Origin of the sequence: uncultured Porticoccus sp. (assembly GCF_963975625.1) — a bacterium.
Classification (GTDB): Bacteria; Pseudomonadota; Gammaproteobacteria; order Pseudomonadales; family Porticoccaceae; genus Porticoccus.
Map to the genome: position 1 here is coordinate 84,573 of NZ_CAXBHS010000010.1, position 24,925 is coordinate 109,497.

A 24,925-nucleotide genomic window follows, 5' to 3' on the forward strand; every position below is an offset into this window, starting at 1 on the left:
CGCTGTCTGTTCAAGTATGAAATCGTCTAGCAAGGAACCTGAAAAGGTTCATCCGTTGCGGCATGTGGCTATTATCATGGATGGTAATAATCGCTGGGCTGCCATGCGGGACTTACCCGGAAGCGCCGGTCATGAAATCGGGGTTAACCGGGTTCGCGATGTGCTGGATGCCTGTCAGAAACACAACGTTGACGTGATCACTTTGTTTGCTTTTAGTAGTGAGAACTGGAAACGCCCTGATCTTGAAGTCCGCGCCCTGATGGCGCTATTAACCTCCTACCTAAAAAAAGAAGTGCGGCAACTGGTTGAACGGGGTATCAAACTGCGGTTTATCGGTCGCCGTGACAATTTCAGTGCCCGGTTAAACAATTTGATTACTGAAAGTGAAGCATTGACCTCGGCGGGTAAGCAGACATTGGTGCTGGCGGTTGATTATGGTGGTCGATGGGAGATTACTGAGGCCGCCAGAAAACTGGCGGGCTTGGTTGAGCAGGGTATGCTAAAGCCGGAAGACATTACCGAGCAGTTGATGCACAGGCAAATGTCGTTGACAGATTTGCCACCTCCGGATCTTTGTATCCGGACAGCGGGGGAGCAGCGAATCAGCAATTTTATGTTGTGGCACTTGGCCTATACTGAGTTTTATTTTGCCGATTGTTACTGGCCGGATTTCGACGGACCGGCATTTGACCGAGCCATTGATGAGTACCATCGTCGGCAACGACGTTTTGGTAAACGGGAAACCGGGTCAGAGGTTGGCCAACGACATGCTTAGGCAGCGCATCACCACAGGTATTGCCATCGCTGTCGTTTTTTTCGTAGCACTGTTTTTGCTGAGTCCGACCGGTTTCTCTCTGGCTATCGCCTGCCTCGTTGGTTATGGTGCTTGGGAGTGGTCCAACCTGAGTGGGTTTTCCTGTCTGTTGCGACGACTGTCCTATCTCTGCCTCGTATTGATCGTGTTATCGCTGTCAGCCTTCCTGATTGATTTTCCTGCGGCATCAGCCCTGGACTTTAATGCTGGCCAGACAATCCTGGCATACACTGTTCCCTGGTGGGCCATCGCATTATTGTGGGTGCAGGGGTATCCATCCAGCGCTATTCTCTGGGGTAGCCGGTGGATGAGGGCCATTATGGGGCTGCTCGTGTTGGTTCCCACCTGGGTCGCTGCGGTTATGCTCATTCATCTCGACCAGGGCCCATGGCTTGTTTGCCTCGTCGTAGTGCTTGTGGCAACAGCCGACATTGGCGCCTACTTCAGTGGGCGTCGTTTTGGTAGGCATTCTTTGTCTCCTCATGTCAGTCCCAAAAAAACCTGGGAAGGGCTGTTTGGCGGTGTTCTGGCAAATGTACCTATTGTCATCGCGATAGGGGTCGGTTTTGGTTTGGAGTTTGGCCACTGGCTGTTACTGGGGTTTGCGGTGCTGGCAACGGTGCTCTCGTCTGTCCTGGGTGATTTGCTGGAAAGTATGGTTAAACGTCACCGGGGTATAAAAGACAGTGGCAACATACTTCCCGGTCATGGCGGATTGCTTGACCGGATTGACAGTCTGACCGCCGCCTTGCCAGTATTTGCGTTAATAAGCGCATCCAGTAATGGCTGGTTTTGACACTATGCAGCAACTGACGATTCTCGGTGCCACAGGTTCTATCGGTGTAAGCACGCTTGATGTTGTGGCAAGACACCCCGACCGGTTCGGCGTTTATGCATTGAGTGGAAGTAGTCGGATTGCTGAGCTGGCTGAACAGTGCAGGCGTTTCAAGCCGCCTTTTGCGGTGGTTGCTGACGCAAATGCCGCTGCTCAACTGCGTGAACAGTTACACAGTTGGAAGATCGGAACTGAAGTTCTCTGGGGGGTGGAAGGACTCTGCCAGGTTTCTTCAGCCAAAGCGGTTGACGTGGTCATGGCTGCCATTGTGGGTGCCGCTGGATTATTGCCAACCCTGGCAGCGGCCAGAGCCGGAAAAAAAGTGCTTCTGGCCAATAAAGAGTCGCTGGTGATGGGCGGCCAGTTATTCATGGATACTGTGCAGAAGTCCGGTGCCATCCTGTTGCCAATCGACAGTGAGCACAATGCCATTTTTCAGTGTTTACCCAAGGGTTATGACCCATCTGAACAATGTGGTGTGAGGAAAGTTCTACTCACTGCCTCTGGTGGGCCTTTCCGCCGTATGCCTCTGAATGAATTGGCAGCAGTGACCCCAGATCAGGCCTGTGCACACCCCAATTGGCAGATGGGCAGGAAAATCTCCGTAGATTCAGCGACGATGATGAATAAAGGACTGGAGTTGATCGAGGCATGCTGGTTATTCGGTCTTTCGCCCAATGACATTGATGTTGTTATTCACCCGCAGAGTGTTATTCACTCCATGGTGGAATATGTAGACGGTTCGGTACTTGCTCAATTGGGTAATCCTGACATGCGTACACCAATAGCACATGCGTTGGCTTGGCCCGAACGTATTGAATCAGGGGTTGCCAGCCTGGATATCATTGCTACCGCCAGACTGGATTTTGGGGCGCCAGACTTAAAGCGCTTTCCCTGTCTGGGGCTTGCAATACAGGCGGCAAAAGAAGGGGGCAGTGCTCCGACAGTCCTGAATGCTGCAAACGAAATTGCAGTCGAAGGATTTTTGCAGGGACAGCTTTCGTTCATCAATATTGCTCGTATCGTTGCCGATACGCTTGAAAAGCATGAAGTGTCTGAACTGGATTCTCTTGAGCATGTCCAACAGCTCGACACAAAAGCCCGAGAAGTTGCCTTAACACTGATCCGTTCAACACGTTAGTACTGTGATTAGGTTTACAGCAAGCAGAATTGCCAGCATACAGAAATGGCAAAAAACATCTATTTCAGGAAGCAAGAATGGATTTACTCCAGACAATTTTTTTCATGTTGGTGGCGCTTGGGATACTGGTCACCTTTCATGAGTTCGGCCATTTCTGGGTAGCCCGCCGCTGTGGTGTCAAGGTATTGCGTTTCTCCGTCGGATTCGGCACACCGCTGGTCCGTTGGCACGATAAATTGGGTACAGAGTTTGTCATTGCCGCGTTGCCTCTCGGCGGTTATGTGAAGATGGTGGATGAACGTGAGGGTAATGTGGCTGCTGAAGACTTGCCCTATGCGTTTACTCAAAAGAGCGTTTGGCAGCGGATGGCCGTGGTTATTGCCGGCCCAGCGGCGAATTTTGTGCTGGCCATTCTGGTCTACTGGTTGATATACAGCCTGGGCGTTACCGGTATGGCGCCAGTTATTGATTCGGTTACCCCGGGTTCAGTGGCGGAGCGCGCGGGCTTGCAGCAGGGCCAGGAAATTGTTGCAGTCGATGGCAAGCCTACGCCTACCTGGCAAGCACTGAATGAGCAGTTGGTCGGCCGGATCGGTGAAACGGGTTCAATAAGCTTTACGGCTAAACAGCCTGATACGATCCAGACCTATGAGTATCGAGGCCAGCTGGAAACCTGGTTGATGGAAGCCGATCAGCCAGACCCTATCGGCGGACTGGGGCTGACGCTCTACACGCCTCCAATTCTTCCTGTTGCCGAGGAAATTACTTCCGGTGGTCCGGCAGATCAGGCGGGTCTGGTTGCCGGCGATAGAATATTAGAGGCCGATGGTACCGTCATGGGCGACTGGATCAGTTGGGTAAATTATGTCCGGGCCAGACCGGCTGTTGCCATTGAGCTCAGTGTGCAGAGAGGTGAGGACATTTTTACAACGAACCTGGTGCCCAATCAGGTCAATGACGATGATGGTAAGGCAATAGGTCAGGTGGGTATGTCCGTCCGCATGCCGGAATGGCCTGAGCATATGGTCAGAAAAACTGATTACGGCCTGTTTGGGGCGCTCGGTCGGGGTGTCGAGCAGACATGGAATATGTCTGTGTTGATACTCGACTCGGTAAAAAAGATGCTGACAGGACTGATTTCCTCAAAACACTTGAGTGGGCCCATCACCATTGCTAAAGTGGCGGGCGCTTCTGCCCAATACGGGTTTACGGCCTATCTCGGATTTTTGGCCTTTCTCAGTGTTAGCCTGGGTGTTTTGAATTTGCTCCCCATCCCGGTTCTGGATGGGGGGCACCTGATGTATTACATGATAGAAGCAATAAAAGGGAAACCGGTGTCCGAAAAAATCCAGATGATTGGCTTCCGGATTGGGATGTTCCTAGTGATTGGGTTGATGTTGCTCGCCCTCTACAATGATCTGATGCGGCTGTAGCTGCTGTAACCAACAAGAATCGAGAGAAAATCAGTCTCCAATGAAACACTTTTATCTATTGTTGTGCCTTTTTTTCCTGGCTGTCTCGGTTCGAGCAGAAGTGTTTCAGGTCGAAGATATTCGTATCGATGGTTTGCAGCGGGTATCTTCCGGCACCGTGTTTGCTTCTATGCCGCTCAGTGTAGGCGATCTGGTCGATGACGATACGGTACGCCGTGCCACGAGGGCGCTTTTTCGCACGGGCTATTTTGACGATATTCGTATATCGCGAGATGGTGGCATTCTGATTGTTTCTGTCAAGGAGCGACCCGCTGTCGCTCAAATAACGATGGAAGGCAACAAGGCCATACCAACAGAAGAACTGCTAAAAGCACTGCGGGATAATGGTCTGGCCGAGGGGCAGATATTTCGCCAATCCATTCTTGACGGGATGTCCCAAGAGCTTGAACGTCAGTATGTGTCACAGGGTAGATATGGCGCGAAAGTGACTACTGATCTTCAGGAAATGCCAAGAAATCGTCTTGCTATCAATATTGTTGTGGACGAAGGCCAGGTCGCTTCAATCAAAAAAATCAACATTGTTGGTAACCGTGCTTTTGAAAAAGATCAGTTGCTGGGGTTGTTCGAACTGAAAACCACGAATTGGCTTTCCTGGATGTTTGGCGATGACAAATACTCCAGAGAAAAACTGGCTGGTGATATTGAGCGGGTTGAATCCTGGTATCTTGATCGCGGTTATTTGAAGTTTAGTATTGAATCCTCGCAAGTCACCATCAGTCCGGATCGCAAATCGGTCTTTATTACAGTGAATATCAATGAGGGTGATATTTATACGGTGGATGAAATCAGGCTGGCCGGTGACCTGATTGTGTCCGAGACTGAAATTCGCCGTCTCGTCATGCTGAAAGAAGAACAGACATTTTCCCAAGTGTCGATGACCAATACATCAGAGCTCATTACCCAGCGTTTGGGTAACGAGGGCTACACATTTGCAGAGGTTAACGGTTCTCCAGAGATTAATGAGGATGACAAAACCGCAACGGTGACATTCTTTGTCAATCCCGGTAAGCGTGCCTATGTGAGACGGATTGAGTTTCGTGGTAACACTAAAACCATGGATGAAGTCTTGCGTCGTGAGATGCGGCAGATGGAGGGTGCATCTGCCTCGACCAGGAAAATAGAGCAGTCCAAAACCCGTCTGAACCGTACCGGCTTTTTTAAAGAAGTGACCGTAGATACCCAGCAGGTACCGGGCACGAATGACCAGGTTGATGTGGTTTACACGGTAGAAGAGCAGCCGTCGGGAAGTATTGGCGCGAGTCTGGGTTTTGCCCAAACCTACGGTTTGGTGATCGGTGGCAATATTCAGGAGCGCAATTTTCTCGGTACCGGCAACAATGTCGGAATAGGTGTCAACCGTAGTCAATATTCCACCAACTTCTCTTTTAGTGCCACTGACCCCTATTTTACCCGGGATGGAATCTCTGCGGGGTTTGGGGTTTTTTACCGCAAGACCGATTATGGTGAGGTGAATCTGTCCAGTTTCACCACGGACAGCTTTGGTGGCAACCTGACGTTTGGTTACCCCATATCCGAGATTTCAAGCGTCGGTTTTGGCCTTGGCTTCGAAAACCTGAAAATTGATGAGGGGGCATTTGCCTCTGAAGGGGTAAAGGAATTTATTGACCGGAACGGCGAGGATTTTAATACTTTTACGACCAGCCTATCCTGGGGTTATTCCACCCTTAACCGTGGCAGGCTCGCAACCACGGGGACCTCTCACAGGGTGACTGGAGAGCTGGCTATTCCCGGAAGTGATCTGGAATATTACAAGGCATCCTATGCAGGGCAACATTACCGCTCACTGACTTCTTCACTTACCATGCGAGTGCGGGCCGATGTAGGTTACGGTGAGAGCTATGGTGGCACCTCGGTATTTCCGTTCTTCAAACATTACTATGGGGGTGGTAATGGTTCAGTGCGCGGCTACAAGAACAATACACTTGGCCCACGAGATATCTCGGTAAATCCCTTCAATTGCGCAGATGCTAATGACCTGAGTACCTGTGAAACGGACGATGACCCATTTGGTGGTAACGTACTGGTTGCTGGCGGTGTAGAGGTCATGTTCCCTGTTCCCTTTATCAAGGACCAGCGATCTTTGCAGGCGGCTGTTTTCCTTGATGCGGGTAATGTTTTTGATACTGACTGCGGTGACAGAGATGAAGATTTCTGTCAGGAACCGGATGTCGGTGAACTCCGTTACTCGGTGGGTATCGGCGGCACCTGGATCAGTGGCTTCGGGCCCATAACGGCCAGTATCGCCTTCCCGCTGAATGCTGGCGAAGAGGACGAGCGTGAAGTCTTTCAGTTTCAGCTTGGCCAGACTTTCTGATAATTTAATTAAAACGAATGGAGAATAGATGTGCGCCTAGTAAAAAAGTTATTCATTATCACCGTCGCCCTGTGTAGCGTCTCTGCATTTTCGGCTGAAGGCAATGCGGCGGAGGGTAATATTGCCATTGTGGATTTTGGCAGGGCAATCTTTGGCACTGATGTGGCCAAGGCCCGCCTGAAACAGAAGCAGGGTGAGTCGGATTACGCCGGTCTTGAAGCAAAATATGAGAGTACGGTTGCCGACATGAAGTCACTGAAACAGGAAGTTGACAGCAAAAGCATGACTTGGTCACAGGAGCAAGCAGAAGAGGCACAGAAGAAAATGGAATACTACCGTGCCGACCTGGAGCTGATAACCCGAAAAATCAAGGCGGACCAAAAAGATCTACAGAACAGTATTGTTCAGGAATTGCGTCCAAAAGCTGCCGAGGCTCTCCAGGAAGTCGTCGATGAGGAAGGGATCGTATTATTGATCAACGCTGAGGCTGTGGTCACTGCGGCTCCCTCACTGGATATCACTGACAAGCTTACCGATCGCTTGAATAAAAAGACAAAGTAAGTCTGTTGATTATCAAATAGAGGGTTCTTGAGGGTGACAGTCAGTTATTCTCTTAAGGATATCGCCGAGCATATTGGTGCCGACATGTGCGGCGACAATGATTTCCGCATCTCCGGTATCAACACACTCCGTCTGGCAAGTGCGAATGAATTGGCGTTTCTTGCCAACAGCGCTTATCGCCAAGACTTGGAGAGAACAAAGGCCGGGGTCGTCATCCTGAGTTCGGAAATGGCGGAATGCTATTCCGGCCAAATGCTGATTGTAGCTAACCCCTATCTCGGTTATGCATTGGCAACCGCCTTATTCGATCGCGCACCGGTTGCCGCCGTGGGCATCCATCCCCGCGCTGTTGTGGCGGACTGTGCCAATATCGATCCAAGCGCATCGATTGGCCCGTTAGCGGTGATTGGTGAAGGCGTAAAGATCGGTGCCAACACCCGGATTGGCGCCGGTACCATTATCGATAACAACGTCGCGATTGGCGAAAACTGTCGAATTGCCGCTAATGTCAGTATCTATCACAGTGTTGTCTTGGGTAACTTTGTGACGGTTCACAGTGGTGCCGTTATCGGTGCGGATGGTTTCGGTTTTGCTCAACATCAGGGGCGCTGGATCAAAATTCATCAGCTTGGTGGTGTTGTGATTGGCAACAATGTCGAAATAGGTGCCTGTACTACCATAGATCGTGGTGCACTTGCTGATACGGTTATTAAAGATGGTGTTATTGTAGATAACCACGTTCAGATAGCTCATAACGTTCAGGTGGGCGAAAATACTGCCATGGCAGCCTTCACCGGCATATCAGGCAGTACAATTATCGGAAAAAACTGTACTTTTGCCGGCAGAGCCGGTTGTGTGGGCCATATCACACTCTGTGACGGCTCCCATTTAACCGGTGGAACCATACTGACAAAATCGCTCCTAGAGCCAGGTTCATATTCATCCGGCACAATGTTTAGTAAAACCCGTGAATGGAAAAAAAATGCAGTTCGGTTCAACCAATTGGATGACCTGGCTCAGCGAGTCAGGAAGCTGGAAAAAAAATTATAGCCGCCACTGTTATTGTCGCCCTGTAGAATATTGAGAAAAGCTGATGGATATTACTGAAATAAAGAAGCGGTTGCCGCACCGTTACCCCTTCCTACTGATAGACAGGGTGGTAGAGCTTGATCTAGGAAAGCGGATTCTTGCCTACAAAAATATTACCGCCAATGAAGAAGTGTTTAACGGACATTTTCCCAACGTCCCGATTTTTCCCGGTGTGATGATTATTGAAGCCATGGCTCAGGCTGCCGGTGTGTTGGGGTTCGTAACTGAGGATAAATATGCGGATGACAACGCACTGTATTTGTTCGCTGGCGTTGATGGGGTCCGCTTTAAACGGCAAGTGATTCCAGGGGACAGGTTGATGCTTGAGGCCCAAGTTGATTCCGTCAAGCGGACAATCTGGCGATTTAAATGCCGCGCAACAGTTGACGGTGAACTGGCCTGCGAGGCGACGATTTTATGCGCCCTGAAAACCTATTAGCTTATGTCTCTCATTGATCCCCGCGCCATTATTGACCCCTCCGCTGTGTTGGGTGAAGGCGTTCAGGTCGGCCCCTGGACCTTGATTGGCCCCGATACCATTATCGGGGCTGGCACGGTGATTCATTCCCATGTGGTGATTCGGGGTCTGACTACGATTGGCGAAAACAATCGAATTTTTCAGTTCTCGACGATTGGCGAAGATACGCCTGACCTGAAGTACAAAGGTGAACCGACCCGTCTAAAAATTGGTGATAACAACATCATTCGGGAGGGCGTGACTATCCATCGGGGTACCATTCAGGACAAGGGCCTAACCTCAATTGGAAGCAATAACCTGTTGATGGCCTATGTACATATAGGTCACGACTGTGTTGTAGGTGACAACTGTATCCTGGTCAATAATGCGTCTTTGGCGGGACATGTTCACGTGGGTGACTGGGCGATTATTTCCGGGTATGCGCTGATCCATCAGTTCGTGTCCATTGGTGCCCATAGCTTTACCGGTGCTGCCGCCTACCTAACTCAGGATCTGCCCGCCTATGTCATGGCAGCTGGTTCACCAGCTGAGGCGAGAACCATCAATGTTGAAGGACTCAAACGGCGCGGTTTTGACAGGGCAGCGATTGCGGCCATCAAACAGGGTTTCAAAATTCTTTACCGGCAGGGGTATGGCCTGCAGGAAGCTATTGATTTACTGAACAGCCTGGCCAGGGAGCAGCCTGCGGTAAAACTACTGGTTGACTCTGTTCGCGCCTCTTCACGCGGTATTCTTCGTTAGCCCATGTCATCACCCCTGAAAATTGGACTGGTTGCCGGGGAGTCATCCGGCGATCAATTGGGTGCGGGCCTCATCAGATCTCTAAAATTACACTACCCGGATGCACAATTTGAGGGCATTGGTGGTGATAAGATGTTGTTCGAGGGTTTCCGCTCTTTATACCCTATGGATCGTCTGTCAGTTATGGGCTTCATTGAGCCACTGAAACGGTTGCCTGAATTACTCGGGATACGTCGCCATCTCTATCAACACTTTACCAACAACCGATTTGATCTGGTGGTGGGTATCGATTCTCCGGACTTTAACCTGGGGCTTGAAAAAAAACTCAGGCAACAGGGATTGTTGACGGCACATTATGTCAGCCCTTCCGTTTGGGCCTGGCGTCAGAGTCGGGTTAAAAAAATAGCCAGTGCCGTGGATTTAATGCTGACACTTCTGCCGTTTGAAGCAGACTTCTATCAACAGCATGATGTCCCGGTGGTTTTTGTCGGCCACCCCCTCGCCGAGGAAATCCCTCTCGTTACAGACAGCATACAGGCCCGCAAGACGCTCAATCTTCCGGAAGCCGGTCGTATATTGACATTGATGCCGGGTAGCCGGGCCTCTGAAGTCGATTCTCTGGGTCGACTGTTCCTTGAGGTGGCACAAAGCTGTCGTCGGCAGTTGCCCGGTTTGCACCTGGTTGTCCCCGCCGCCAGCCATGACCGTCTGGAACAGTTAAATGCCCTGCTGAATGATTACCCTGCGCTGTCGGTCACGTTGCTCGAAGGCCAATCCCATCTGGCCATGGCCGCGGCAGATGTGGTGCTGTTATCGTCCGGCACATCGACATTAGAAGCAATGTTGCTCAACAAGCCCATGGTAGTGAGTTACCGTCTGGGTAAATGGACGTATGCACTGGTTTCCCGAATGCTGAAAGTTCCCTGGGTATCGTTACCGAATTTGCTTGCGTCGGAAACACTGGTGCCAGAGCTGCTTCAGGATAAGGCCACTGTGGATAATCTAAGCGAAGCCGTGTTGACGTATTTCCTGGACGAGAAAAAAGTTCTAGCGCTGCAACACCGATTTGCTGAGCTTCACCAAACGCTTCGCCACGGTGGCAACCGAGCCGCGGCACAGGCATTAGTGGACCTGTTGGAGAAACGCGGGCGATGACTGGCTACCAGCTTCGTTATCAGGGGAAATTGCTGGCCGGGGTCGATGAGGTTGGTCGAGGGCCACTGGCAGGCGATGTTGTTACGGCTGCCGTGATTCTCGATCCCCGCAGGCCAGTGGCTGGTCTGGCCGACTCCAAGAAGCTTTCTGTTACCCGTCGAAATCAGTTGGCTGAGGAGATCAGGGAAAAAGCGCTCAGCTGGTATGTCGCCAGAGCTTCTGTGGACGAGATTGACCAATACAACATTCTTCGCGCTACCCTGATGGCCATGGTGCGGGCAGTCGATGGTCTGACACTGAGACCTGAGTATGTGGCCGTCGATGGAAACCGGCTCCCAGACTGGGGTTATGCAGCTGAAGCGGTTGTCCGCGGCGATGATAAAGTTCCGGCAATCAGCGCGGCATCTATATTGGCAAAGGTCTGTCGCGATGCTGAAATGTGTCTGGCGGAGCAAGCTTTTCCGGGGTACGGCTTTGCCTCCCATAAAGGATACGGAACCAGAGCGCACCGCGAGGCTATTGCTTTGCTGGGCCCTTGCCTAATTCATCGAAAATCTTTTGAACCGGTAAAAAGTTTATTGTCAGCCCGTCAGGGCGTGTTGACCTGATCGTCAGTGAATCTTCCCAGATCGATATCGGCTGTCGGACTCTGCGAAGCGGGATTTTTTGCTATGCTAGGGGGCAGCACGCAAGTAGGTAACCACCGTAATTTTATTTCTAGAGCCAGGCAGGCCTGCCCACGCCCGCCACCTATTTGGTTGGAAAGTGGCAATAGCCTACAAAAGAAGTGCTTGTCTGCCCGCAAAATCCCTATGACTATCGCTGCTGGTCAATCCCCAGTTGATATATTGGCTTTAATACGGGAATTTCAATGAAACAGTTAAGTGGTCACGATTCGGTTTATCTCTACGCTGAGACACCCTCTACACCCGGACATCTGGGGTTGCTCTATATTTATGATCAATCCACTGCTGAAACCGGAACGGTTCGTTTCAAAAGTATATTGCAACATATCGAGGAACACCTGGATATATCACACGTCTTCCGCTCCCGCTTAATGAGAATGCCGTTGGATGTTGATCATCCCTACTGGGTGGATGATGAAAATTTTGATCTCGAATACCATGTTCGGCATCTTGCGTTACCAAAGCCTGGGGATTGGCGACAATTCTGCATCCTCGCTGCCCGATTGCACTCCCGGCCCCTGGATATGTCCCGGCCCTTGTGGGAGATGTATGTTATAGAAGGTCTGGACAATATTCCCTCAATGCCCAAGGGCTCGTTCGCTATCTATACCAAAATTCATCACTGTGCTGTGGACGGTGCGGCGGCCATTGATCTGGCTGGCTTGTTCCATGACAAGTCACCGGAACCGGGTAGAGAAATGGTAGAGCGGCAATGGAAACCACAGCCAAAGCCGAAATTGGGGACGCTGCTGGTCAATACCCTGGTGAACAATACCCGGCATAATTTTGAAACCAGCTTTGATTTGGTCAACATGTTACCGGCATTTGGCAAAAAACTGCTCGCGAAAACCCTGAGACAGGATATGGAGCCGAAGGAAACGGTTGTTAGGCCTGAAACCCGTTTCAATCGAGATCACGTTAGTCCTCACCGGGTATTCGGTGGTGTGGATTTTTCCCTTGAGGATGTTCGCTCCATCAAGCGTGCAGTTAATGGTGCCACCGTCAATGATGTATTGCTGGCCTTGTGCGGGGGCGCATTGCACCATTACCTGCAAGACAAAGACGAGCTGCCGTATCATTCCCTGCGCGCGATAGTACCGGTCAGACAGAACAAAAAAGACCACAGAGGCAAACAAACCATGGCGGTGATGACACCGCCGCTACATACGCAGGTGGTTGACCCACTGGAGAGGCTTGAAGCGATTCAATGGGATACGTCCACCAGTGCTGCTCTCGAGGAAGCACAGGGAGCAAAAGATATGACCGACATTACTCGGCACATGCCATCCTTTACCATGGCGCTGGGTATTGGCATGGCCACGCACAGCCATTTGTCGCGAAAAAAACTGGCGGGGATCGGCAACTGTGTCATGACCAATGTTCCGGGCCCACAGTGTCCACTTTATATGCGTGGGGCGAAGCTGGTCTATGTGTCTGCGTTGGCGCCGTTGGTGGAAGGGCTGACACTGATGTTCAACGCCGTGAGCTACGATGGTCGCATTAGCGTCTCATTCCAGTCAGACAGGGACATCCTGCCCGATCCCCAGTTTATGGAGGACTGTTGGCAGCGCTCTCTGGATGAGCTGCGCTGTGCGGCGACTCAACAGTGTGATGAGGCAGGTGCACAGGTTATCCGTAAGGTCAGAATTCCCAAAACTGCCAAGCGCAAACCAAATGCCAGCAAAACCGGTTCCTGAAGATGATTAGAGTTCGAAGTCAGTGCCGATCAAAACACAGGAGAGAATATCCAACGTGAAAACATCGTTTGTGCACCTCCGCCTGCACAGTGAATATTCGCTGGTTGACGGAATGGTCAGGATCAAGCCGCTGGTGCAACAGGTGGTTAAGCTGGGTATGCCCGCAATTGCATTGACGGATGTCACCAACTTTTACGGACTGGTCAAGTTTTATCAGGCCGCTCAGGCCGTCGGAGTTAAACCCATTTGCGGAGCAGATTTGCAGATGAGCAACCCGGTTCCCGATGGTTTGCCTGCCAACCTCACATTTCTGGTAATGAATCAGCAGGGCTACCGCAATCTGACCAAGCTCATTTCACGAGCCTTCCAGGAGGGGCAGCACCGGGGCGTCCCCTATGTTGAACGCCAGTGGATTAGTGAGGCAAGTGAGGGCTTGATTGTTCTGTCAGGTCGCCTGGGCGATGTGGGCCAGGCCATACTTTCAGGTAAGTCGGATTATGCCAAAGAGCTGCTGCAGGATTGGCTGGCCGATTTCCCGGATCGATTTTACCTGGAGCTCACCAGAACCGGTCGATCGGATGAGGAAAATTTTATCCATGAATTGTTACCCATTGCCACAACGTACCAGTGTCCTGTGGTGGCAACGAATGATGTCCGCTTTCTTGACAGTGAGCATTTTGAAGCCCATGAGGCGCGGGTATGCATTGGCGAGGGCCGAGTACTCGGTGATCCTCGCCGGGAGCGACGTTACAGTGATCGACAATACCTGCGTTCACCGGAAGAGATGGCCGAATTGTTTTCCGATTTGCCGGAAGCACTGGAAAACAGTGTTGAGATTGCCAAACGTTGCACACTGGATTTAAAACTGGGTGAGCACTTTTTGCCGGATTACCCGATTCCAGAGGGTATGACGAAGGACAGTTTTTTCGAAAAGGTCTCCTTCGACGGCCTGGATAAACGTCTGGGCAGACTGCTGGACCCGTCTGCTCCGGATTATCGGTCTCAACGTCAAGTCTATCTTGACCGGTTGCGCTTTGAACTGGATATCATCATCCAGATGGGCTTTCCCGGCTATTTCCTCATTGTCATGGATTTTATCCGGTGGGCCAAAGATAACGATATTCCAGTCGGCCCGGGACGGGGATCCGGTGCTGGTTCACTGGTGGCCTACGCGCTGGGCATCACCGATCTCGATCCGCTTGAATACGACCTACTGTTTGAGAGGTTTCTCAACCCCGAGCGGGTATCGATGCCCGATTTTGATATTGACTTCTGTATGGATAATCGCGATCGGGTGATCGCCTATGTGGCGGATCGCTATGGCAGGGATGCGGTTTCCCAGATCATCACATTTGGCACCATGGCGGCCAAAGCAGTTGTTCGTGATGTGGCGCGCGTGCAGGGAAAGGCCTATGGCCTGGCAGATAAACTATCAAAAATGATTCCGCCGGATATCGGAATGACTCTGGAAAAAGCGATTGCTCAGGAGGAGGTCCTGCGAGAGTTTCTTGAAAGTGATGAAGAAGCTCAGGAAATCTGGGAGATGGCGCTCCAGCTCGAAGGTGTAACCCGCAATGTGGGCAAGCATGCCGGCGGTGTTGTGATCGCGCCAACCACCCTGACAGATTTCGCGCCTCTGTATTGCGATGAAAACGGCGAGGGGTTGGTAACCCAGTTTGACAAGGATGATGTGGAGAAAGCGGGTCTGGTGAAATTTGACTTTCTCGGTTTGCGAACACTGACCATTATTGACGGGGCCATTAAAATGGTCAATCAACGTCTGGCGAAGGTCGGTACCCCCCCCATTGCGATTGACGCCATTCCGCTGGATGACGCGGCAACCTATGGATTGATGCGCCGTGCGGAAACGACCGCGGTGTTTCAGCTTGAATCCCGGGGAATGAAAGATCTGATCAAGCGGGTGGAGCCTAACTGTTTTGAGGATGTTGTCGCGTTGGTAGCGTTGTTCAGGCCCGGTCCACTGCAGTCCGGTATGGTGGATGATTTCATCAATCGCAAGCACGGTCGCGCTCAGGTGGCCTACCCGGATGCAAAATTTCAGCATGAGTCGCTGAAGCCGGTACTGGGCCCGACTTATGGTGTGATTGTCTACCAGGAACAGGTCATGCAGATCGCTCAGGTACTGGCTGGATACACGCTGGGTGGTGCTGATATGTTGCGCCGCGCTATGGGTAAGAAAAAACCCGAAGAAATGGCCAAGCAGCGCAGTATTTTCGAAGAGGGTGCTCGCCAACAGGGGATAGATCCCGAGCTTGCAGTGAGGATTTTTGACCTTGTTGAAAAGTTTGCCGGCTACGGTTTTAACAAATCTCACTCCGCCGCTTATGCTTTGCTGGCCTACCAGACGGCGTGGCTGAAAGCCCATTATCCTGCAGAATTTATGGCGGCCGTGTTGTCAGCCGATATGCAGAATACCGACAAAGTGGTGACCTTGATTGATGAATGTCGGGCGATGGATCTCGTTGTGTTACCACCGGATGTCAATCGCGGCCGATTTGCCTTTACTGTCTCTGATGACAATGAAGTGATCTACGGGCTCGGTGCCATCAAGGGGCTTGGTGAGGGGCCAGTCAACAGCATTATAGCTGCGCGGGAGGAGGGCGGCCCGTTCAGCGACCTGTTTGATTTCTGTGCCCGCGTTGATGGCCACAAGCTCAATAAGCGAGCCCTGGAGGCTTTGATACGGTGCGGGGCTCTGGACGCTATCGGACCAACGGGAGAGATCGGCTATCGCCGGGCAGTGATGCTGGCAGCCAGTGAAGAAGCTGTGAAAATGGCTGAGCAAAATTCCCGTAATACCGATTCTGGCATGACAGACCTATTCGGTGACACACCCCGGGAAAGTGCCCCGGAAATTGGCTATCAGAGCTTTCAGCAGCAGCGGGGGCTGAGTGCCAAGGAGCGCCTGCGGAGTGAGAAAGAAACGCTGGGACTCTATCTTACCGGGCACCCGGTTGATGAATACCTGGAAGAGTTGAAGCATTTTGTGCACAGCCGTATAGCCGATCTTAAACCAGATAAGAAGAGCCAATTGGTGGCCGGTCTGGTGGTCGGTATGCGTGTCATTAAAACCCGACGGGGAGACAACATGGCTGTGATTACACTGGATGATCGCAGTGGGCGTATTGAGGTGGCCATCTTCGCTGATGCCTACAAGGCCCATCGCGATAAAATTGAGAAGGATGCTTTGTTGGTAGTCGAAGGTCAGGTCGCTGAAGACGACTACACCGGTGGCCTGAAAATGCGGGCTGATCATGTCAGAAACCTTTTCGAAGCCCGGGTCAATTACCTCAAAGCCATTTCCCTGGATATCAATCAGGAGAAACTTGGCAGCACCTGTCTCGATCAGCTGGCCGACATTATGTTGCCGTTCAGTGATGGAAACTGCCCGGTGAGAATCAACTATCAATCGAGTACCGCCTCGGGAGAAATTATGCTGGGGGAGCACTGGGCGGTATCGCCGGAGGACGATTTGTTGCACAAATTAAGGGAATTGTTGGGTAACAATGGCATTCATCTTCGATTCTAGCCGGGTATGCATAACTTCCCGCTGCCATTACAATTGCCTTATGTCTGCCCTGAGATGGCTGTAATCCAATTCCACGGACAAAAAATCTATGAATCTCAATTACCTCGATTTTGAGCAACCCATTGCAGAACTTGAAGCAAAGATTGAAGAGTTGCAGCTGGTTGGCAATGACAACGAGCTGAATATTACCGACGAGGTAGCCAAACTCCGTGACAAAAGCCGGCGGTTGACAGAGAAGATCTATTCCGACCTGTCGGCCTGGCAGATTGTACAGGTGGCTCGTCATCCCCAGCGCCCGTATACCCTGGACTACATCAGTCGGATTTTTACGGAGTTTGAGGAGTTGCATGGTGATCGGCACTTTGGCGATGACAGAGCCATTGTCGGGGGGGTTGCCCGCCTCGACGGCAAACCGGTAATGGTTATTGGCGAGGAGAAGGGTCGCGGTGTGACAGAGAAAGTCTATCGCAATTTCGGAATGCCAAAACCGGAAGGTTATCGCAAGGCATTGCGCCTGATGGAAATGGCTGAACGCTTTAAAATGCCTGTGCTGACATTGATTGACACGCCGGGGGCATACCCCGGTATAGACTCTGAAGAACGCGGTATCAGTGAGGCGATCGCTCAAAACCTTGCAGTAATGTCACGCCTTAAAACACCGATTATCTGCACGGTTATCGGTGAAGGCAGCTCTGGTGGTGCGTTGGCGATTGGTGTTGGCGATTACCTGAACATGCTGCAATACGCTACATATTTTGTGATCTCGCCCGAGGGGTGTGCCAATATTATTTGGAAAACGTCTGCCAAGGCCCCGGATGCCGCTGAAGCGATGGGTGTAACATCCTCTGTGTTGCAGGAATTGGGCATCATTGATGAAACCATCCCAGAGCCAATGGGTGGCGCGCATCGGGATATTGAGGCCATGGCCAATACGCTCAGGGAGCGGTTATCCCAGCAAGTTGATCAACTATTGGAGACCCCAATAGATGCTCTTCTGGAAAAACGCTACGAGAGGCTGATGAGTTACGGGAACTCCTGAAAATATTATTCGCTATACAATGCATTATATCGGGCAACTTTCTCTTGGTGGATTCGAGCGTTGTATCGCTTATTTGTGGTGGGCGGAGAGTACAACCAGTGTGCCAACCCTTTGCCCTCTCAATTCTATCGGAAGGCGTAACTGTTCGAGGAGCCAGGAAGGTGTATGGGCGGGGGCATCCGGCATCTCGAGATCCAGTGCAGGCAATCTGCATTGAGGCGTGAGAACCAGGTCTGCTCCGAGTATTTTTAGCGTGGTATGTGCCTGGTTGTTAGCTTTTACCAGCCGACCCCGGCGATCAAAGGCCAGTAACCCTTCAGTTTTCCAGCCCAAGAACATGGTCTTGGTCGCTTCGATAACGTGGTTGCGGGATTTAAAATACTCCTTCGCCAGATTGGACTCAATGAGTCGCGCAGCCATAATGGCAAAATCCAGGGCATTGCTCTGATAGCTGTCCGTCAGTCCGGATAAGTCGACTGCTCCCAACACCCGGCCATCGTGTGGATCCCTGATAACATCTGCGGAGCAGGTCCAGTGCTTGATACCTGCACAGAAGTGTTCTGCACCATACAGCTGAACAGGTTCGGCCGCCGCCAATGCCGTGCCGATCGCATTGGTCCCCGCCGTTTTTTCATCCCAGACCCCACCCTGAATCAAGTTGATGTCGCTGGCATGACTCAGCACATTGTCATCCGCATGAATATCGAGAATGAGTCCCTCTGAATCGGCCAGAAGGATAAGGCTGTTCGAGCGAAACAGCACTTCCGAAGCACGTTTCATGATAGGTTGGGCAGCACGCATGAGATCTGTCTGTAGAAAACGACGATATTCAAGCAGACTGTTATCGCCAATCAAGGGTGCATGTTGTAACTCCGGATCAATATGTGATTGTTGGCAACGGCGCCAGGAATCCTCGACCACCGGCCTGATAAAATCACTGGGATAAGATTGGTCGACGACAAATTTTTCCCAGACCGACAACAGTTGATTGTGCTGTTCCGGGTTGCTCAGCATCTGTGTGCGATCACGCATTTGTGCAGTGGCCAAGGCGGCCTGCTCTCGGGTATAAAAACGATTATTCTGGACGAAGCCGGAAATTACACCGCGTTTCACTGAGTTGACCTTGCCATTTTTCTGGCGGGAAACAATCAGTTCGGCGGGCAGGCCATCCAGAACATGCATGGGTGCCTCGCTGCCGTTGGGAAATTTTGAAGGGTGAACCGTGGCAGTTTCCATATCGTAAAACGCCGGTTTGAAACCCCAGGCCTGGCTTTCTTCGCTGATGCCCCCGGTGCCGCGGAATGCATCATTTTCATCCCGCAGTGCTTCGACTGTTAGTTCGCCTTTGTAGAGTTTCCGCCCTTTTTTTGAGGGCTTGCTCTCTTCTTTTTGTGAATAATTGGCAGACATGGGGAAATACCTCTAGCCCAACGTAAACCATATAAAAATTTACGTCTCTGTAAAAGTATAGACTAGCAAGCTCGCTTATCGTTGACAGCGTTCATTTGCCAGACAGGATTGTGGCGAAATTGCCAGTGGTACCATATCCGGTAGCCTTGCCTTGGCTGACGCTAGCCATTAACGTGGGGAACTGACTTCCACAGATATCAACCATGACCTATACCCCAGACCTCCTTGTTCCCTATTTGCCCAGGCTGCGCGGGGCCAGCCATTGCTATGTAGGTTATAGCGGTGGTCTCGATTCTCATGTTCTACTCGTGTCGCTCGTCAGGCTTTTGGGGGAAAATGCGGTCAGTGCCATTCATGTCAATCATCAGTTATCGGCAAATGCGGAAAGCTGGGAACAGCATTGTCAGAAGGTTTGTGACGGGCTCGGAGTGACCTTAAGCATCGAGCAGGCTTCTGTCATTGTGAGCGGTCAGGGTGTTGAGGAGGCAGCCCGAACTGCCCGCTATAGGGCTTTTGAAAAACTTCTCCCACAGGATTCCCTGTTGCTGCTGGGTCACCATGCCGATGACCAGGTTGAAACAGTGCTCTATCGGCTGCTGCGAGGCAGTGGGCCCAGAGGTCTGGCCGGAATGCCTGCCTCGCGCCACTTGGGTAATGCAGAGTTATTGAGACCACTGTTACCTTTTTCCCGATCGGACCTGGAGCAATATGCCCTTACTGAAGGATTGGTCTGGATAGAAGATGAGAGCAATGAAGATGTGTCCTTTGACCGCAACTTTCTGCGCCACAAAGTGATCCCGGCTCTGGCTGAGCACTGGCCGGATTATGCCACAAGGGTCGCCCACAGCGCCCGATTGTGCCGTGAGAGTGATCAGTTATCCGATATGCTGGCAGCACAGGATTTGATAGCCGTCTATGAACACAGCGAGCGGTTGGGGTGGAGTATCAGTCTCGAGGCATTGATGTCTTTTGATGAGTTGCGCCAGGCAAACCTGTTGCGACACTGGGCGAGCCGACATGATCTGGCACAGCCGGGTCATAAAATCATTGATGCTGTACTTCACGAGTTGTTGCCTGCAAAAGCTGATGCCGAACCGCTGGTAAGCTGGGCGGGCATTCAGTTGCGCCGGTACCAGCGCCGTCTTTTTTTGCTGCCCGGGGACCCCGATATCCCTGACCATTTACCAGTCTCGCTTCAATGGGATGGCAGGGGCACGTTGGACTTGCCAGATAAGAGCACATTGAGTTTTCGCCTGGAGCAGGGACGTGGAATCAGGTTGACGGCAGATATTGATAACTTTGAAGTGCGTTTTCGCAATGGTAGTGAACGCTGCAAGCCGGTCGGGCGCGGCGCATCCAATACACTCAAGAAGTTGTTTCAGGAGTATGGTCTGGAGCCCTGGTTGCGTGGCCGGGTACCCCTGCTCTATCGCGATGATGTATTAGTGGCAGTTGGAGATTTGTGGGTTTGCGAGGGCTTTCAGGTGTCCCCGGATGAGCGGGGTTGCTCGGTGCAGTGGGACTTCAGATCGTAATATTTCATTGAGCGGTTCAAGGGTTTCTGGTAGTCTGATTCCCCATCTCGAAACCGGTGGGCGTCACTCTGAATCATCTCCTGATTGAATAAAAAATCGCTCTATTTTTCATAAGCATACCTGTTCTGCTTGGTATGAGTTCGGCATTCTTGACGCAGTATCCAAAATGTTCGGAAGGGTCTAAATGACACGTTATATTTTTGTTACCGGCGGTGTTGTATCTTCCTTGGGGAAGGGTATCGCTTCGGCATCACTGGGCTCGATTCTGGAGGCCCATGGTCTCAGTGTCACTATCCTGAAGCTCGATCCCTATCTCAATGTCGATCCCGGCACTATGAGTCCGTTTCAGCACGGCGAGGTTTTTGTCACCGAAGATGGTGCTGAAACAGATCTCGATCTAGGTCACTACGAGCGCTTTCTCTCCTCCAAGATGAACAAGCGCAACAATTTCACGAGCGGCAAAGTCTACGAAACAATTCTGCGTCGCGAACGCCGTGGCGACTTCCTGGGGGGTACTGTTCAGGTCATCCCCCATGTGACGGATGAGATTAAACGCAGGGTGCTGGCCGGTGGCGAAGGTGTCGATGTTGCCATTGTGGAAATTGGTGGCACGGTCGGCGATATCGAATCACAGCCCTTCCTTGAAGCCGTTCGCCAGTTGAAGCTGGAGCTGGGTTCCAGTCGTTCGATCCTTATTCATCTGACACTGGTACCCTATATCGCAACGGCGGGGGAAACAAAAACCAAACCGACCCAGCACTCCGTCAAAGAATTGCGCTCCATAGGCCTGTCACCGGATATTTTACTGTGTCGGTGCGAGGTTGAGCTGGATGAAGGACAGCGCAAAAAGATCTCTCTCTTCACAAATGTGGAAGAGAGAGCTGTGGTGCCGTTGCTGGATGCGCGAACGATTTATGCCATCCCCAGGGATTTACAGCGTCGCGGCCTCGATCAAATCGTGATGGAGAAACTTCACCTGGAATACAGCGAGGCTGATATCAGTTCCTGGGATTGGGTGGTAGAGAATCAGCTTAATCCAAAACATCAGGTGACCATTGCCATGGTTGGCAAATATATGGAGCTTCTGGACGCCTATAAGTCTCTCAATGAGTCGTTGGTTCATGCGGGTATTCGTAACCAGACCAAGGTCAATGTTCGTTACATTGATTCCGAGGATCTCGATAATGACCTGGAGCTGCTGACCGGTGTCAATGGCATACTGGTGCCAGGTGGCTTCGGAATCCGTGGTGTTGAGGGCAAAGTCAAAGCCGTCAGGTATGCCCGGGAGCACAAAATTCCCTACCTGGGTATCTGTCTTGGTATGCAGGTGGCCATGATTGAGTTTGCCCGCAATGTCTGCGGTCTGGCCAGAGCAAACAGCACGGAATTTGATCGTGATACGCCTCATCCGGTTATCGGTCTGATCACAGAGTGGATCGACATTGACGGGAAAGTTGAGGTGCGTGATGAAGATTCAGATCTGGGTGGCACAATGCGGCTCGGTGCCCAGAACAGTTATCTCGTGCCCGGTAGTATGGCGCAGGAAATTTATGGGACGGATGTGATATTTGAGCGCCACCGGCACCGCTACGAGGTGAATAACAAATATGTACAAACACTTCAGGAAGCCGGCATGCAGGTCGGTGGCTGGTCTGAAAACAAGACCCTGGTGGAAACGATAGAGATTCCAGAACACCCGTGGTTTTTTGCCTGCCAGTTCCACCCGGAATTTACTTCCACACCTCGCAATGGTCACCCATTGTTCAGCAGTTTTGTAAAAGCGGCATTGACCCATGCTGGAGAAAACTGACCTGTGAGTATATCCAGCGTTTCCCTTGAGGTGGGAGGGTTCCCTGTTGCAAACAACCGGCCTTTCGTTCTGTTTGGGGGCATGAATGTACTGGAATCCCGCGATCTCGCTTTGCGTGTCGCTGAGACCTATGTAGCCGTTACCCGAAAACTGGGTATTCCCTATGTGTTCAAGGCTTCATTTGACAAGGCGAACCGTTCGTCAATCCACTCGTTTCGTGGTCCCGGCCTCGATGAGGGACTAAAGATATTTCAGGAAATTAAAGAAACATTTGGTGTGCCCCTGATTACCGATGTTCACGAGATTGCGCAGGCGGCTCCTGTGGCGGAGGTTTGTGACATTCTTCAGTTGCCGGCTTTTCTGGCGCGGCAGACGGATCTGGTGAAAGCCATGGCGGCAACAGGCGCTGTGATCAATATCAAAAAACCGCAATTTCTCAGCCCCGGGCAAATGGGCAATATCGTCGAGAAATTCAAGGAGTGTGGCAATCATAAGGTAATGCTGTGCGAGCGGGGTTCCACATTTGGTTACGATAACCTGGTGGTGGATATGCTGGGCTTTCGTACCATGAAAGAAGTGGCTAAGGGATTGCCAATTATTTTTGACGTCACGCACGCCCTGCAGTGTCGTGACCCCATGGGTGCTGCGTCCGGTGGCCGTCGCCATCAGGTTGTCGAGTTGGCGCGGGCCGGTATTGCCGTTGGTCTGGCTGGTTTATTTCTGGAAGCACACCCCGATCCGGACCGGGCTCGCTGTGATGGTCCCAGTGCATTGCCGCTGGATGCCCTTGAACCTTTTTTACAACAAATAAAAGCCATTGATGATCTGATCAAATCACAGCCTGAACTGACTATCGTCTAGCACCGCCCGGTGTGTTTAATCCCCGTGTCGAACGTGTTGACTACGGTTGTCATCTTTTGAGGAAACAGCTATGACTAAAATTTCTGACATTCGCGCCTATGAAGTGCTCGATTCCAGGGGCAACCCTACCATCGAGGCTGATGTCATCCTGGAAGATGGCAGTGTTGGCAGTGCCTGTGCACCGTCCGGCGCCTCTACCGGTTCAAGGGAGGCGCTGGAGCTGCGTGATGGTGACAAGTCGCGTTATCTGGGTAAAGGCGTGCTGAAGGCGGTGGAGAATGTTAACGGTCCTATCCGTACTTTACTGCTGGGCAAAGATGCCTGCCAGCAACGGGAGCTGGACCAATTGATGATCGATGCGGATGGCACCGAGAACAAGTCGACATTCGGTGCAAATGCCATTCTGGCCGTGTCACTTGCGGCGGCTAAAGCGGTGGCAGTATCCCGTGGCATGCCGCTCTATGCTCACATTGCTGAATTGAATGGTTCGGCCGGCTGCTACAGCATGCCGGTGCCGATGATGAACATCCTGAACGGTGGAGAGCATGCCGATAACAACGTGGATATTCAGGAATTTATGATACAGCCGGTATCGGCAAAAACCTTCAAGGAAGCATTGCGTGTTGGCGCAGAGATATTTCATTCGCTCAAAAGAGTCCTCAGTAGCAAAGGTTTGAATACGGCGGTTGGTGATGAAGGCGGCTTTGCGCCGAATCTTTCATCGAATGCGGAAGCATTGGCCGTTATCAAGGAGGCAGTGCAGGCAGCGGGCTACAAACTGGGTGTCGATGTTACGCTGGCGCTGGACTGTGCCGCGTCAGAATTCTACCGGGATGGTCAGTACAACCTGTCCGGTGAGGGAAAAAGCTATAGTGCCGAGGGCTTCAGTGATTTTCTGGCGGAGCTCTGTGATCAATACCCGATAATCTCCATTGAGGATGGTCAGGATGAATCAGATTGGGATGGCTGGAAATACCAGACAGAAAAACTGGGCAGTCGTGTACAGCTGGTCGGGGATGATTTGTTCGTGACCAATACCAAAATTCTGAAGAAAGGTATTGAGCTGGGTGTGGCAAATTCCATTTTGATTAAGTTCAATCAAATCGGGTCACTCACCGAAACGCTGGACGCCATAAAAATGGCTAAAAATGCTGGATATTCTGCCGTTATTTCTCATCGGTCGGGTGAAACTGAGGATACAACTATTGCCGATCTGGCTGTGGCCACGGCAGCGGGTCAGATCAAAACCGGCTCTTTGTGCCGTTCTGACCGGGTGGCCAAGTATAACCGCTTGTTGCGTATAGAGGCTGAGCTAGGCAGTCTGGCTCCTTACAATGGTCGTGCAGAATTCAAAGTCTGAATCAGTGGACACTGAGTAAAAAAGGGGTGGCCAATGGCTACCCCTTTTTTGTGTCTCCAGCCCGCACTGAGCTTACCAGTTCACTCCCGACATGCTCAGCATTACGCCATTTGTCCCACAAATTTAGCGTAGGACAAATCGGTGCTGGTTGGATTGCGTCTGGATGAGGTCGACTCGTCCTAATCTACTGAGCGATCCTTCAGCATGACTGGTTAATCTTGAGTTTTGTGTCAGATGGTTTTGCCGGGATAGCCTTTGGAAAAGGCACATACTGGCAACCGGTTGAATAGTTCGGTTGGCCCGCTGTCATTGGGTTGGGACAGCTTTCCGCTGAC

At 51.5% G+C, this 24,925-nt stretch carries 19 protein-coding genes; 18 read left to right on the forward strand and 1 reads right to left on the reverse strand.

Features of this window, described 5'->3' with window-relative positions; translation table 11 throughout:
* Nucleotides 1-16: 16 nt before the first annotated feature.
* The 14 genes from uppS to AACZ64_RS10305 all read left to right on the forward strand — a co-directional run bounded on the left by uppS (nucleotide 17) and on the right by AACZ64_RS10305 (nucleotide 17,614).
* Complete coding sequence (gene uppS, locus AACZ64_RS10240; protein WP_293615255.1) at nucleotides 17-775, forward strand: polyprenyl diphosphate synthase; 759 nt, start codon at nucleotides 17-19, stop codon at nucleotides 773-775.
* Nucleotides 768-1,610, forward strand: coding sequence for a phosphatidate cytidylyltransferase (locus AACZ64_RS10245; protein ID WP_293615256.1), 843 nt, complete (start codon nucleotides 768-770; stop codon nucleotides 1,608-1,610). Before uppS ends, AACZ64_RS10245 begins: the two co-directional genes overlap by 8 nt.
* Nucleotides 1,597-2,790 (forward strand): 1-deoxy-D-xylulose-5-phosphate reductoisomerase, encoded by a 1,194-nt coding sequence (ispC, locus tag AACZ64_RS10250; RefSeq protein WP_293615257.1) that lies wholly within the window; start codon nucleotides 1,597-1,599, stop codon nucleotides 2,788-2,790. Before AACZ64_RS10245 ends, ispC begins: the two co-directional genes overlap by 14 nt.
* Nucleotides 2,791-2,867: 77 nt before the next feature.
* Entirely contained in the window at nucleotides 2,868-4,223 is a 1,356-nt protein-coding gene (gene rseP, locus AACZ64_RS10255) for an RIP metalloprotease RseP (protein WP_339640012.1), read from the forward strand.
* Nucleotides 4,224-4,263: 40 nt separating this feature from the next.
* Nucleotides 4,264-6,618 carry an outer membrane protein assembly factor BamA gene (gene bamA / locus AACZ64_RS10260; RefSeq protein WP_293615616.1) on the forward strand — a complete coding sequence of 785 codons (2,355 nt, stop codon included), beginning with the start codon at nucleotides 4,264-4,266 and terminating at the stop codon, nucleotides 6,616-6,618.
* Nucleotides 6,619-6,648: 30 nt separating this feature from the next.
* Nucleotides 6,649-7,179: an OmpH family outer membrane protein gene (locus AACZ64_RS10265; RefSeq protein ID WP_293615617.1), complete on the forward strand. Its 531-nt coding sequence runs from the start codon at nucleotides 6,649-6,651 to the stop codon at nucleotides 7,177-7,179.
* 33 nt (nucleotides 7,180-7,212) lie between these two features.
* Entirely contained in the window at nucleotides 7,213-8,229 is a 1,017-nt protein-coding gene (lpxD, locus tag AACZ64_RS10270) for a UDP-3-O-(3-hydroxymyristoyl)glucosamine N-acyltransferase (RefSeq protein WP_293615618.1), read from the forward strand.
* Between the two features lie 40 nt (nucleotides 8,230-8,269).
* Nucleotides 8,270-8,707 carry a 3-hydroxyacyl-ACP dehydratase FabZ gene (gene fabZ, locus AACZ64_RS10275; protein ID WP_293615700.1) on the forward strand — a complete coding sequence of 146 codons (438 nt, stop codon included), beginning with the start codon at nucleotides 8,270-8,272 and terminating at the stop codon, nucleotides 8,705-8,707.
* 3 nt (nucleotides 8,708-8,710) lie between these two features.
* Nucleotides 8,711-9,487 carry an acyl-ACP--UDP-N-acetylglucosamine O-acyltransferase gene (gene lpxA / locus AACZ64_RS10280; RefSeq protein WP_293615619.1) on the forward strand — a complete coding sequence of 259 codons (777 nt, stop codon included), beginning with the start codon at nucleotides 8,711-8,713 and terminating at the stop codon, nucleotides 9,485-9,487.
* Between the two features lie 3 nt (nucleotides 9,488-9,490).
* Nucleotides 9,491-10,642 (forward strand): lipid-A-disaccharide synthase, encoded by a 1,152-nt coding sequence (gene lpxB, locus AACZ64_RS10285; RefSeq protein WP_293615620.1) that lies wholly within the window; start codon nucleotides 9,491-9,493, stop codon nucleotides 10,640-10,642.
* Nucleotides 10,639-11,250, forward strand: coding sequence for a ribonuclease HII (gene rnhB / locus AACZ64_RS10290; RefSeq protein WP_293615621.1), 612 nt, complete (start codon nucleotides 10,639-10,641; stop codon nucleotides 11,248-11,250). The genes lpxB and rnhB overlap by 4 nt, the downstream gene beginning before the upstream one ends.
* Nucleotides 11,251-11,513: 263 nt before the next feature.
* Nucleotides 11,514-13,025 (forward strand): wax ester/triacylglycerol synthase family O-acyltransferase, encoded by a 1,512-nt coding sequence (locus tag AACZ64_RS10295; protein WP_339640017.1) that lies wholly within the window; start codon nucleotides 11,514-11,516, stop codon nucleotides 13,023-13,025.
* Nucleotides 13,026-13,080: 55 nt separating this feature from the next.
* Nucleotides 13,081-16,575: a DNA polymerase III subunit alpha gene (dnaE, locus tag AACZ64_RS10300; protein WP_339640019.1), complete on the forward strand. Its 3,495-nt coding sequence runs from the start codon at nucleotides 13,081-13,083 to the stop codon at nucleotides 16,573-16,575.
* Nucleotides 16,576-16,663: 88 nt separating this feature from the next.
* Nucleotides 16,664-17,614, forward strand: coding sequence for an acetyl-CoA carboxylase carboxyltransferase subunit alpha (locus AACZ64_RS10305; protein ID WP_293615624.1), 951 nt, complete (start codon nucleotides 16,664-16,666; stop codon nucleotides 17,612-17,614).
* Between the two features lie 69 nt (nucleotides 17,615-17,683).
* Here AACZ64_RS10305 and AACZ64_RS10310 read toward each other — a convergent pair whose 3' ends face one another.
* Nucleotides 17,684-19,024 carry a GAF domain-containing protein gene (locus tag AACZ64_RS10310; protein ID WP_293615625.1) on the reverse strand — a complete coding sequence of 447 codons (1,341 nt, stop codon included), beginning with the start codon at nucleotides 19,022-19,024 and terminating at the stop codon, nucleotides 17,684-17,686.
* Between the two features lie 203 nt (nucleotides 19,025-19,227).
* On the opposite strand from AACZ64_RS10310, the gene tilS reads away from it, so the two are divergent.
* From tilS to eno, 4 genes are all read left to right on the forward strand, one after another.
* A complete protein-coding gene (tilS, locus tag AACZ64_RS10315; protein WP_293615626.1) occupies nucleotides 19,228-20,559 on the forward strand; it encodes a tRNA lysidine(34) synthetase TilS in 1,332 nt (443 codons plus the stop codon).
* Nucleotides 20,560-20,743: 184 nt separating this feature from the next.
* Nucleotides 20,744-22,369 carry a CTP synthase gene (locus AACZ64_RS10320; protein ID WP_293615627.1) on the forward strand — a complete coding sequence of 542 codons (1,626 nt, stop codon included), beginning with the start codon at nucleotides 20,744-20,746 and terminating at the stop codon, nucleotides 22,367-22,369.
* 9 nt (nucleotides 22,370-22,378) lie between these two features.
* Complete coding sequence (kdsA, locus tag AACZ64_RS10325) at nucleotides 22,379-23,230, forward strand: 3-deoxy-8-phosphooctulonate synthase (RefSeq protein WP_293615701.1); 852 nt, start codon at nucleotides 22,379-22,381, stop codon at nucleotides 23,228-23,230.
* 70 nt (nucleotides 23,231-23,300) lie between these two features.
* Nucleotides 23,301-24,590: a phosphopyruvate hydratase gene (eno, locus tag AACZ64_RS10330; RefSeq protein ID WP_293615628.1), complete on the forward strand. Its 1,290-nt coding sequence runs from the start codon at nucleotides 23,301-23,303 to the stop codon at nucleotides 24,588-24,590.
* The last annotated feature ends 335 nt before the right edge of the window (nucleotides 24,591-24,925 follow it).